At 57.3% G+C, this 11896-nt stretch carries 10 protein-coding genes; 6 read left to right on the top strand and 4 right to left on the bottom strand.

The window, feature by feature from the left end:
• Window positions 1-38: 38 nt before the first annotated feature.
• The 3 genes from QP828_RS05310 (at window position 39) to QP828_RS05300 (ending at window position 3723) form a co-directional block, all read left to right on the top strand.
• Window positions 39-380: a DUF2516 family protein gene (locus tag QP828_RS05310; protein ID WP_274733698.1), complete on the top strand. Its 342-nt coding sequence runs from the start codon at window positions 39-41 to the stop codon at window positions 378-380.
• 61 nt (window positions 381-441) lie between these two features.
• Window positions 442-909 (top strand): D-aminoacyl-tRNA deacylase, encoded by a 468-nt coding sequence (gene dtd / locus QP828_RS05305; protein WP_126135455.1) that lies wholly within the window; start codon window positions 442-444, stop codon window positions 907-909.
• A gap of 210 nt (window positions 910-1119) precedes the next feature.
• Window positions 1120-3723 (top strand): ATP-dependent Clp protease ATP-binding subunit, encoded by a 2604-nt coding sequence (locus tag QP828_RS05300; protein WP_126135456.1) that lies wholly within the window; start codon window positions 1120-1122, stop codon window positions 3721-3723.
• A gap of 116 nt (window positions 3724-3839) precedes the next feature.
• On the opposite strand, the gene QP828_RS05295 is transcribed toward QP828_RS05300, so the two are convergent.
• From QP828_RS05295 to QP828_RS05280, 4 genes are all read right to left on the bottom strand, one after another.
• Window positions 3840-4835 carry a hypothetical protein gene (locus QP828_RS05295; protein ID WP_274733696.1) on the bottom strand — a complete coding sequence of 332 codons (996 nt, stop codon included), beginning with the start codon at window positions 4833-4835 and terminating at the stop codon, window positions 3840-3842.
• Complete coding sequence (locus QP828_RS05290; RefSeq protein WP_274733695.1) at window positions 4832-5500, bottom strand: DUF6318 family protein; 669 nt, start codon at window positions 5498-5500, stop codon at window positions 4832-4834. The genes QP828_RS05295 and QP828_RS05290 overlap by 4 nt, the downstream gene beginning before the upstream one ends.
• 140 nt (window positions 5501-5640) lie before the next feature.
• Complete coding sequence (locus QP828_RS05285; protein ID WP_274733693.1) at window positions 5641-6648, bottom strand: aldose 1-epimerase; 1008 nt, start codon at window positions 6646-6648, stop codon at window positions 5641-5643.
• 129 nt (window positions 6649-6777) lie between these two features.
• The gene (locus QP828_RS05280) at window positions 6778-8028 is read right to left on the bottom strand and encodes an ROK family transcriptional regulator (protein ID WP_274733692.1); all 1251 of its coding nucleotides are present in this window, start codon (window positions 8026-8028) and stop codon (window positions 6778-6780) included.
• Between the two features lie 177 nt (window positions 8029-8205).
• Between QP828_RS05280 and QP828_RS05275 the strand changes: the two genes are divergently transcribed.
• The 3 genes from QP828_RS05275 (at window position 8206) to QP828_RS05265 (ending at window position 11896) form a co-directional block, all read left to right on the top strand.
• Window positions 8206-9681, top strand: coding sequence for a xylulokinase (locus QP828_RS05275; protein ID WP_274733690.1), 1476 nt, complete (start codon window positions 8206-8208; stop codon window positions 9679-9681).
• A 90-nt stretch (window positions 9682-9771) separates the two neighbouring features.
• Window positions 9772-10866 carry an ABC transporter permease gene (locus QP828_RS05270; RefSeq protein ID WP_274733688.1) on the top strand — a complete coding sequence of 365 codons (1095 nt, stop codon included), beginning with the start codon at window positions 9772-9774 and terminating at the stop codon, window positions 10864-10866.
• Between the two features lie 19 nt (window positions 10867-10885).
• Window positions 10886-11896 carry a substrate-binding domain-containing protein gene (locus tag QP828_RS05265; RefSeq protein WP_016442278.1) on the top strand — a complete coding sequence of 337 codons (1011 nt, stop codon included), beginning with the start codon at window positions 10886-10888 and terminating at the stop codon, window positions 11894-11896.

The following is an 11896-nucleotide window of genomic DNA, read 5'->3' as shown; positions in this document are numbered from 1 at the left end:
GGGGGCGAGCACCACGCTCACCACGAGGACGGAGAACCATGAACCTAACAACCTTGCGGCTCGTCACAGATATCTGCAACGGGATATTTTTTGTGATCCAGCTGGCGATTCTCGCGTTTATGGTGTGGGCGCTCGTGGCTTGCCTGCGCCGCCCGGATGCGGATTTTCGCTATGCCCGCAAGGATAAGAAGTTCTGGAGCGGGGTGCTGCTGGGCTGCGCTCTCGTAACAGGGATTGTGTTGTTCACTCCTATTCGTCTGCCTTTCCAGCCGTTCCTCATGCTCGGGGCGGCATACGGGGCGCTCTACTACCTGGGTCCCGAAGAACAACGGATGGGGCCGCGGCGTAGTTCACGCGGGCGCGGTCGCGGGTCCTGGTAAGGCCGAGTAGGCGAAGGTCGTAGCTGCGGCGTCGTACTAAGAACACCACGAAGGAGGAAGAATGCGAGCAGTTATTCAGCGCGTCACGCGCGCATCCGTCACGGTGGACGGCAGCGTGATTTCGCAGATCGGCACGGGACTGTGCGTGCTCCTGGGCGTCACCCACGGGGATGGCGCCCCGGAAGTGGAGAAAGTCGCGCGGAAAATCGCACAGCTGAAAGTGCTGCGCGCCGCGGATGGTAGCGATGATCCCAATAGTCGGCGTAGCGCGGAAGAAGCGCAGGCTCCCGTGCTGCTTGTTTCGCAATTCACCCTGTACGCGGATGTGCGCAAGGGGCGCAAGCCCTCGTGGTCCAAGGCCGCGCCCGGGGAAGTTGCCGATCCGCTCTACGAAGCGGTGGTGCGCGAATTGCGGGATACGTACGGACTGGAAGTAGCCACCGGTCAGTTCGGAGCCATGATGGATGTGGAGCTCGTCAATGACGGGCCCTTCACGCTCCTCGTTGAGGTGGAACCGGCCGGCGCCTAACTCGCCGCACAACCTCGCTTTCGTGGGCCCAAGGGCCTAGGGGTAGTGAAATAAGCTCAGAAATCTCATCGAGAACAGCATTTTCCGCGCTAATTCGGCTTTTTCCCACAGCAAAATGTGAGCCACACACTCATGCCACTGGCGAACAGGGGACGGCTCCTGGGCTGAGGGCCGTTACTCTTTTAGAAGATTGCAAGTGCAAGGAGAGTTATGTTCGAAAGGTTCACTGACCGCGCCCGGCGAGTCATCGTGCTCGCGCAGGAAGAGGCACGGAACCTCAAGCACAACTACCTGGGGACCGAACATATCTTGCTCGGCCTCATTCGCGAGGGCGAAGGGGTGGCCGCAAAGGCGTTGGAAGCCCTGGGGGTAACGCTTGAGTCCGTCCGGACGCAGGTCATCGACATTATCGGTGAAGGCCAGGAGCCGCCCTCGGGTCATATTCCCTTCACGCCGCGCGCCAAGAAGGTCATTGAGTTCGCGATGCGCGAGGGGCTGCAGATGGGCCACTCCTATATTGGAACCGAACATCTCCTCCTCGGGCTCACTCGCGAAGCGGATGGCGTTGCCGCGCAGGTGCTGATCAAGCTCGGTGCGGATATGCCCACCGTGCGTAACCAGGTCAGCCAACTCATCTCCGGTTTCCAAGGTAAAGAAGCCGTGGGGGTGGGCGGAGGCCCGCGCGAAGGTACGAAGGCCGGCTCTACGATCCTGGATCAGTACGGGCGTAACCTCACCGCCGCCGCGCGTGACCACAAGCTCGATCCCGTGATTGGCCGGCATACCGAAACTGAGCGGGTTATGCAGGTACTCTCGCGGCGCACCAAGAACAACCCGGTCCTGATTGGGGAACCCGGCGTGGGTAAAACCGCGGTTGTGGAGGGCTTGGCCCAGTCCATTGCCGCCGGTAACGTGCCGGAAACCCTCAAGGATAAGCAGCTGTATTCCCTCGATATGGGTTCCCTGGTGGCTGGTTCCCGCTACCGTGGTGACTTCGAGGAACGCATGAAGAAGATCCTCAAGGAAGTCAATACCCGCGGGGATATCATTCTTTTCATCGACGAAATCCACACCCTGGTGGGCGCGGGTGCTGCGGAAGGTGCCCTGGACGCGGCCTCGCTGCTCAAGCCTATGCTGGCCCGCGGGGAACTCCAGGTCATCGGGGCAACTACCCTCGATGAGTACCGCAAGTACATCGAGAAAGATGCCGCGCTGGAGCGCCGCTTCCAGCCCATCCAGGTGGAACAGCCCACCGTGGAACAAACCATCGATATTCTGCGTGGTTTGCGGGACCGGTATGAGTCCTACCATCGGGTGACTATTACCGACGACGCCCTTGAGGCGGCCGCCACCCTGGCGGATCGTTACATTAATGATCGTTTCCTTCCCGATAAGGCCATTGACCTCATCGACGAAGCGGGCGCGCGCCTGGCCATTCGTAAGATGACCGCGCCGCCGGAGCTGCGCGAGCTAGACGATAAGATCGCCTCCACGCGCCGTGCCAAGGAAGCGGCAATTGACGCCCAGGATTTCGAGAAGGCCGCCGGGCTGCGTGATGAAGAGCAGAAGCTCGGTGAAGAACGCGATGCTCGCGAGCAGGCCTGGAAAGACGGGGATATGGACGTCGTCTCGGTGGTGGATGAAGATCTCATCACCGAAGTGCTCTCCATGTCCACCGGCATCCCGGTCTTCAAGCTCACCGAAGCGGAGTCCGCGAAGCTGCTGCGTATGGAAGATGAGCTGCATAAGCGGGTTATTGGCCAGCATGAAGCCGTGACCGCACTTTCTCAGGCGATTCGCCGTACCCGCGCGGGGCTCAAGGATCCGAACCGTCCCGGTGGTTCCTTTATTTTCGCCGGGCCTACCGGTGTGGGTAAAACCGAGCTTGCTAAGGCGCTCGCGGAATTCCTCTTCGGGGATGAATCTGCGCTGATCACTTTGGATATGTCCGAATATTCGGAGAAGCACACCGTGTCGCGGCTCTTCGGTGCCCCTCCGGGATATGTGGGTTATGAAGAAGGCGGCCAGCTTACCGAGAAGGTGCGGCGCAAGCCATTCTCCGTGGTGCTCTTCGACGAAATTGAGAAGGCCCATGCGGATCTCTTCAATTCCCTCCTCCAGATCCTGGAAGAAGGGCGCCTCACGGACGCCCAGGGCCGGGTGGTGGATTTCAAGAACACCATCATTATTATGACCACCAATTTGGGCACGAAGGATATTGCGAAGGGCGTGCAAACTGGTTTCCAGTTCGACGCCGATACCACGTCCTCCTACGAGCGTATGAAGACGAAGGTAGCGGAAGAACTCAAGAACAACTTCCGGCCCGAGTTCCTCAACCGCGTGGATGACATTATCGTCTTCCCGCAGCTGGGCCGCCCGGAAATCCTCCAGATTGTGGATCTTATGATTGGCAAGCTGGATAAGCGCCTGCGAGACCAGAACCTGTCCATCGCACTGACGAAGGACGCGAAGGAACTACTTGCTGATCGCGGTTACGATCCGGTGCTCGGGGCGCGCCCGCTGCGCCGCGCCATCCAGCGTGACGTGGAAGATGTGCTTTCCGAGAAGCTGCTCTACGGCGAATTCGCTAAGGGTGACATCATCGTGGTGGATGTGGATAAGGATAATATTCCCATGTCCTTCACGTTTACCGGCCAGTCGCCCGATCAGCCGCTCCCGGAGGGCGTGATCGAAGCGGAAGAACCGGCGCAGATGGAAGGCCTGGCCTCCGGGGTGAATACTCGCCCGAGTGGCGGGCCGGCGGCCGGGGCTGGTGCACCGACCTCCGGGGGTGGCCTAGCCGCGGCTAACTAGATTCGCTGAAGCCCGGCGTGGGGGCGCGAGCTTAAGGCTCCCAACAAGGAGCACCAAGCTCAGGTGCCAACGCTGGGTGCGCGAGCAAGGAATAGCTAATACCCGAGAGCTCGAAGCTAACCGATAAGGTGGGCTTCGAGCTCTCGCGTTATCACCGGGGCTGTTTCGGAGCGAGTGGTGAGTAGCTGCGGCACGGTGCGGCTCTGCCCAGCAACGGTGTAGCGAACCTCCCACTCCACAACGAGCGTGGCTTTCACCTCCTCGTTAGGGCGGTGGTAGATGACTTCCGTATAGGGCTGGCGGGCCGGGATGGGCTGCGCTGAGTGACCGGGTAGCGAACCGCTGGGCGTGGTGTTCCCAGCCTTCCCCGCGGTCGCACTTGTCGCACCGGGAACCTCCCAGCTTGCCCGCACGGGAACCAGATCAATAACAACCTCCGCACCGAGCAACGTGACCGTGTGCCGCTGCGCCGGTGCGGAATAATGGAGGTGGACCGGGTAGTTGATAGCCACCCAGCCGCGCGCCGGTTCCATCCACGCCGCAGCGTTCGCTGCCGCAATTCGGATACTCTCCGTGTGAATAATCGTTTCCAACTGCGCGGCGCTGGGCAGTGCTGCCGCTTGAGAACTAGCCGGAGGAGTGCCATGACCCAATATCCAACTGAGGATTCCGGCCGCGCCGCGCACATGGGCTGGCAGAGATGTATCCCGAACAGCGGCTACTAGTGCACCGTGAGACCACGGCAGTCCATACGCTCCGGTGGCGGGGCCGGTGCCCGAACCGGTTGCCGTAGTGGTCATGCTATCTTCCGGCCCGCCGCCAGAATATCCACTGTCCCCGCCGTCGCTGCCGGTGGCGGGGCCGGTGCCCGATAGTGCGCCGGCGGCCCCAGCGGGTAAACGCCGGGTGTAACGAGACTGACCCTCCACGGTTACACCGCCACCATTGGTATGAGCGGTATATACCCGCTCTTCGTTATCCTGGTATTCGCGGGCGAGGGCCGGAGCGCTTACCGTGCACGAACCAAGAAGTGCCACTGCGGATATACCGATGATGAGGGCGCGCAGGAACCAGCGCGGTCTCAAAGCGGGGTTGGTGTCACGTCTCATCACACACCTCCATCCAGAATGTCATCGTTCATCCCTACCGCATCCACGATCCAGTTATCACCTGAGCGGACTATCCGCATGGTCACAAAGAATTCTTCGGCACGATCTACTTTTTCGGCGCCCTTGCGGTTCACCACCGGATTGGGCGGATGGGAGACGGAGAACTGCACGGTATAGGCGGCTATGGGATCATTCCAGCGCCCCCGCGCCTCGCTAAAACTAAATACGGTGGCTTGCCGGGGTCGGAAATCAGTTTCTTCACGTTTCGCGATTTGGTGTTGGCACCAATCACATTGTTCCCCGGCCAGCGGGGACAGGGGTGCGATATCGCCGGTGATCGTTGCGTAATCGAGGAGGGTGAAAAGATGCTGCCCGGCTGCGATGGCTCCTTCCACGGAATTCTCGGCCATCTGGGCGGGTGGGGAGGGCACCGGAATCTGCACCGGCCAGGTGGGCGGAGCAGATGGAGAATCTGCGGGTGAAGCAGAACTAGCCGTTGGCGAAGTAGAACTAGCCGTCTGCGAAGCAGAGCTAGGGGCCGGCATGCCGGAAACTCCACCGGGGGAGAGCCCCGGGGGAGGCGCACCTGCCCCGGCCCCGCAGCTGCTGAGAAGGAAACAAAGGACGGCAAGAATTCCGGCACGGCGCCCGGTCATGAGTACGTTCATGGCGCCACGTTAACAGCCGCGCCTCACCTACCCCGGGCTTATCCACAGGAAGGCCCGCATCGGTGTGTTGTCCACAGCGTGTGCCGGCTTGGCTACGCGCCAGCGCACGTACACGCCAGCACACTTATGCGCCGGCTCGCCTACGCAGTAGCTGCTTCCGTCACCACAACCCGCGCTTCGAGCTCGCGGCATGCGCCCGGCTCCAGCAACATGTCACGGCCTTCGGCTCGGTTGAAAGCATTGGGTAGCGCCTGGCACGGCTCCATGGCCACCGCTCGCCCAGCATCACGCGCGAGTCCGGAGCCCGCGAAAATATGGAAGTTCTTGGAAGGCCAACTACCCAGACGCGCCCACAGGGCCACTTCGCGAGTTCCGGTGCGCAGGCGCGCCACATTCCAGCTAGCTCCGGCATCGCCCGCATCCGGCCCGGCGCAATCGGCAAGCTGTGCATAGGCCCAATCCGTGGCCGGGTCGATAGGGGAGCCGGCAAGCGGCTCGCACGGCGCGAAAGCGCCGGCGCCGTCGTGCGGAATAAGAGTGGTATCGGTGGCGATACGCGCGCGGCAGTCCAGGCTCAGGCGCGCCTCCGCCAGCGGGCCGGCGAGTCGGAAATACGGATGCCAGCCAAGAGCGACCGGCGCAGCTACCTCGCTGAGGTTCTCGGCGCGTAAGCGTACGTGTAAGGACCCCTCGGCCCCAATACTGTAAATGATGTTTACCGATAGTTCGAAGGGGTAAACAGTGTTCGCGTTTAGCCGGGTACCGAATTCGAGAACGCCGTTTTCCGCGCGTATCACCTCGAGTTCTTGGGTAGTGACCAGGCCGTGCAGGCCGGCTTCAGCCTCGGGAATTGGTGCCGGCACGCTGTGAACGCCGCTTACCGGAATATCGGCGTGGAGTTGAGCCCGCACGGCGGCGTCGTCGCCGTGATAGAGCGCGGCCGGGTAGCGCCCCGCGCGGATGCGATTGGACCACGGCACCAGCACGGCGCTGCGGAAACCGTTGAGTTCGCGCAGCTCATCGGGGTTGCGGTAGCCGTCGATAACCTCGGTATCGCCCAGGCGATAGTTGAGCAGGGTGGCGCCGCGGGTGGCCGCGCGCAGCGTAACGGTCCGGCCCGCGCACTCGCGTTCAGTGGTGACGATCATGGTCCTTCTTCCTTGTACTACCGGGTACGACGACGCCGCAGCTGCGGGCGCCTCCTTTAGCTTCCCACGTTCTCCAGGGTACGCGCCAAGGCCTGGTAAGCGGGCCTTGGCGCGTACTCAGTAAATGGATTATGTGTCGATCTTTAACTGGATTTCCGGCAGTGAAGAGGCATCTACCGGATTGTCGTGGTCCGTGTGTTCCCTATCCCAGGTTTCGGGCCTTCCTAAGAAGTTGGCGATTGCTAACCAGGCAGCGCCGCGGGAAAGAGGTGCTCCCCGAGCGAGGGTAGCCCGAATATCCAAAGGGGCCTGACCACTCCAAATCACGCGGGAACTAATTTCCTTTTGGATATTAGGGAGCAAGAAATCGTAAATATCGGCGAGTTGCCCGCCAAAAATCAAAGTAGGGGAGTGGATCAGATTAATTGCGCTAGCAGCTGCCCGGCCGATTAGGGTGGCTACTTCCCTGACCACTTTGGTAACAGGGGTTTCGTTTCGCTTAAGCAAGGAAACAAGGGTTCCAATCGTTGTTTCAGTCGGTAGGTTGCTGGCTGCAACAATTGCAGATCTGGTAGCAAATGCCTCAAGACAGCCGTTTTGTCCGCAGGTGCAAATGCGTGCTTGATCCGAAACGTAGATGTGACCTAAAGACCCACTCCAGCCGGTGCTATCGGGTGAAAGTGCTCCGTCTAATATATGTACGGCGCCGATGCCTGAATCGAGGTTGACGTAAAGAAAATTATCAAGCTGCTCGTCATTACGGTGAAGATAGACCGTTTCTGCGCTCGCTCCCGCTGTTGTGGAATTGGAAATGACGATATTGCAATCAATTATTCCCTCGACAATTCGAGATAGTTCGACGTTTATCCAACCAAGGGGGGTGGAATTTACTACGGTGGAGGTGGCTGGATCTACGATTCCAGGAAACGTGATTACAACTTCCTTGAGCGAGAGTCCGGCAACGTTGCATTGCGTTGATACGGATCGCAGAATTGCGGCAATATCATTGAGGGTTTGAGAGGTTGAGTCTGGGGGCATGTCAATTAGTCGTTCGATCAGCACGTTTCCCGTCAGATCTATTAGAGATGCCTCTACCGCTTCAGCGGAAACATTGATCCCGAGGGCGCAGTATGTTCTTGGGGCTGGCGTTAAGGGCGCCCCGGGCCTGCCAGGGCCAGAGACTTCGACTTCGTTTTCCCGCACGATATCACGGTTAACAAGCTCGTCAACTAGTCGTGAAATAGTGGACCGATTCAATCCGGTTGAGCGGGCTAGATCCGCCCTTGATGGGGCTGAATTGGTGAAGATAATCCGGCTTGCTAAAGAAGCTAAATTTTGGTTGCGGACAGCACCGTGAGAGGTCTCAGCAGCTTTTCGCACAGCAAGTCTCCGTAGATGTTCCGAAAGGGTTGATCACCACTTAATGATAGAGGACACTATCAGCCGACCTTGTGGCGCGTGACACAGAAGTGCCGACGTGTGCATTGTTGCATTTAATGCAACTGGACGGGTATATTGCAAACAGCAACAAAATCTAACGCTGGGGTTGGAGGTGCAATGAAAAAGAGCAATGTCGCTGGTATTGACTTGTCTACACGTTCCTGCCACGTAGTAATTCGTGATCTGGAAACGGGTGAGCTGGTTCGCGGCGCAACTGCATCTTTCCGCACTAAGACAGAGACCAATCCGCGGACATGGATGGAGGCGTATCGTTCAGCGGTCGAACTTGCTGGTGGATTAGATGATGTAGTGGCGATGTCTGTTGCCGGACAACAGCATGGTTTCGTTGGTCTAGGCACTGACGGGAATGTCCTGCGTCAAGCGATTCTTTGGAACGATAATCGCTCCAAAGAAGATGCCGAAGATCTGATTCGAGAATTAGGCCGAGGTGATGTTTCTGAGGGACGTAAGCTGTGGGCTGACAGCGTCGGAAGCGTGCCAGTTTCGTCGTTGACAGTTTCGAAGCTGAGGTGGTTCGTTGATCATGAGCCTCAGCTATTCAAACAGTTATGTGCCATTGCCTTGCCTCATGATTGGCTCACGTGGCGACTTATGGGTGCTGATGGCTCCCGAGACGGCCTAGAGAAAAAGCGGGATATTCGGGAACTCGTTACAGACCGCTCGGAGGCTTCGGGTACCGGTTACTACTGCGCGGAAAAGAACGAGTACCGCAACGACCTAATTGACTTGGCGGCAAGAAGTGAATTATCTAAGAGACTCGTTTTGCCACGTGTTGTTGGAAAAGCAGAATCTGTAGGAGAACTGAAATCTAAAGGCGAGGCAATCGTTTTGGGTCCCGGATGCGCTGACAACGCAGCCACGGCGCTGGGGCTGGATTTACCTCCCGGTGAGGTGTGTGTTTCTATCGGAACTTCTGGTGTTACTTCCTTGGTTTCGGACAGTCCGATTAAGGACAGGACTGGTCAGGTTACTGGTTTTGCGGATGCGACTGGACGGTATCTTCCTTTAGTCGGAATGCTTAATGCGAGCCGTGTTCTCGATGATGTTGCACTTCTACTTGGAATGACGCTAGAGGAACTCTCACGTGCCGCACTGAATGCCGCGCCTGGGGCGGAAGGCCTTGTGGTGATTCCATATTTCGCGGGAGAGCGAAATCCGCGGCTTCCGGAAGGAATGGGAGCGGTTTTGGGAGTGTCATCGCGAAACCTCACGGCGCCGAATCTCGCGCGTGCGGCATATGAAGGAATCGTAGCGAGTGTAGCTCGAGGTCTTTCCGCATTTCGACGGCTTGGTGTGGAGGTTACCGGTATAACACTGGTAGGTGGGGCGTCGCGTACGCCAGCTATGCGCCGGATAGCCGCATCAGTGCTCGGTTTACCTGTGAGTGTTCCTGAGTATTCAGCTTACTCAGCCGATGGCGCAGCACGACAGGCGGCATGGACTTATATGGGAGGAGACGATCCTCCGGCATGGACTCCACGTCTCCGGTCTCAGTACCAAGCGAAACACGACTCTTTTATTATCGAGAGATTTGAGGAGGTTGCAGAAAAATATCTTGCAACGGTCAGATGACTGTCTATCTTCAATAGATCCGGGAAAGTTTTGGCAGTAGGCATCCGGTCTCTCGATCTGTAAAAGCGAAGTCATGCAAAGGAGCATGTAATGAAAAAATTCCGCGTACCGCAGGAGGCGGGAATCTTTGGTGTTGTGCTGATAGTGGGTGCCATTATGGCGCTGCTCTCTCCAGCATTCCTCACGATGAATAACATGCAGGTTCTCCTGCTCAATGGGACGGTCGTGCTTTTCCTTGCGATGGGGCAGACATTCGTTCTCCTAACTGGTGGTATTGACCTTTCTGTAGGATCCAATATCGCGTTGACTGGAATGATTGCAGCGCTGGCTATGCAGGGAGGTCTCCCCTGGTGGCTTGCCGCATTGCTGGCCATTGTGACTGGAGCTCTCGTTGGCGTGTTCAACGGCGTTTTTATTCATTTTGGGAAAATGCCAGCATTCATCGTCACGTTTGCGACCTTTGGGATTTCCGCTTCAATTCCGAAGATCCTGACGCAAGCCCGGTCAGTAACTGTCGCTGATCCAATGTTCGCATTCTTCGGCCGAGGGAGTATTTTCGGCATCCCTATTCCGGTGGTTTTAGTGCTTATTGCTGCGGTTATTCTCGCTTGGTTCTTGCACAGGACAAAAACGGGTCTCCATATTTACGCGGTTGGCGGCAACAAAGAAACGGCCCGTCTTGCCGGTGTTAATAATGGAAAGATCATTATTCTGGTGTACGTAATCTCCGGTATTTGTTCTGGGTTCGGGGGAATCATTGTTACGTCGCGCCTTATGGTCGGATATCCGACAGCCGGATCGGGTACTGAGCAGTTCTACTCAATCGCTTCGGCAGTTGTTGGTGGCGTTTCGCTTTTCGGTGGTGTCGGTACCCTTCTCGGCGCGTTCCTTGGTGCCATTTTGATCGCAGAAGTTTCCAATGGAATGAACGTTATCGGAGTGGATTCTTATTGGCAGCCGCTTGTCATTGGCGTAATTATTCTCGTTGGTGTTCTTCTCGATACTAATCGCCAGCAACTGTCCCTTTCGAAGCTGTTCCGCAAGACGCAGCAAGCTACGTCGGTGGCATCGCATGCATCTGCGGATACGACCAATTCCGAAATTAGTCATTCACAAAAACAACCTGCTGGAGTTACCGGTGGGAAGAAAAGTATCCAAACCGATGACCGAGACAACGAGGTCTAGGAAAACAGAGGAGAAAAACATGAAAAAGAAGCTCTTTGCAGCTATTGGTGCGACAGCTCTTGCCGCGACAATGGGAGCCTGTGGGGGAGTCGATACCGGAACCGGTGAAAATAGTGGTGGCACTGGCGAAACCGGTAAGGCAAGCGTTCAGATTCCTGAAGCTTGTAACGCTGAGAATCCATACCTCGCAGTGTTGCTTCCTAACCAGCAGAATCCGTACTACGTCGCAATGAAGCGAGGATTTGAAGAAGAAGGCAAGGCGAAGGGGTTCAATGTTGAAGTCCAGATTGCCAATGACGACGATGCAAACCAGCTTGCTCAAGCTCAGGCTATGTTGCAGAAGAATCCCTGTGCTTTGGCGCTTAACCCAGTGAAGTCCGAACCCGCGGCCGCAATCGTCAAGGCAGCTAATGATGCCGGGGTGCCGGTGTTCACTGTGAATATTATTGTCGATCCTGATGCATTAAACGCCCAAGGTGCGAGTGTCGTGCAGTATGTGGGCGCCAACAACCATGAGGGTGGCGTCCAGATGGCAGAGAAGGTTCTTGCCGATTTTGGTGCCGACGCAAAGCTGAACATTGGGTACGTTACTGAACCGGATGAATTGCCTGTGGTTCAGCGCGATCTTGGCTTCCGGGAAAAGATGAAGAGCAACCCGAATGCCAAGGACGTTGCGGAAGTCGACGGCAATGTTAAACCAGATGATTCACTCAATGTTACATCTGCGATGATTCAGGGTAACCCTGACATTAACGTAATTTTCGCGTCGACTGGGCCTGCCGCGTATGGCGCACTGCAGGCTGTCCAGGCATCTGGTAAGGACATTAAGGTCTACGGTTTCTGTGCCGCGGGTGAAACCCTCACTGATGCTTACCCCGGTTGCGTCGCCCAGGAGCCTGAAGAGTACGGACGCATCCTGGTGCAACAAATCGCAGAATATAAGCAAGGTAAGTCTGTTGAGAGTGAGCTATTGCAGTCGCTTAAGCAGTTCGAGAAGGGCCAAACCCCTGGTGAAGGAGAATTGGGGTAA

Source organism: Actinotignum sanguinis (genome assembly GCF_030230305.1).
GTDB classification, from domain to species: Bacteria; Actinomycetota; Actinomycetes; order Actinomycetales; family Actinomycetaceae; genus Actinotignum; species Actinotignum sanguinis.
This window is presented reverse-complemented; position numbering and strand designations above follow the sequence as displayed.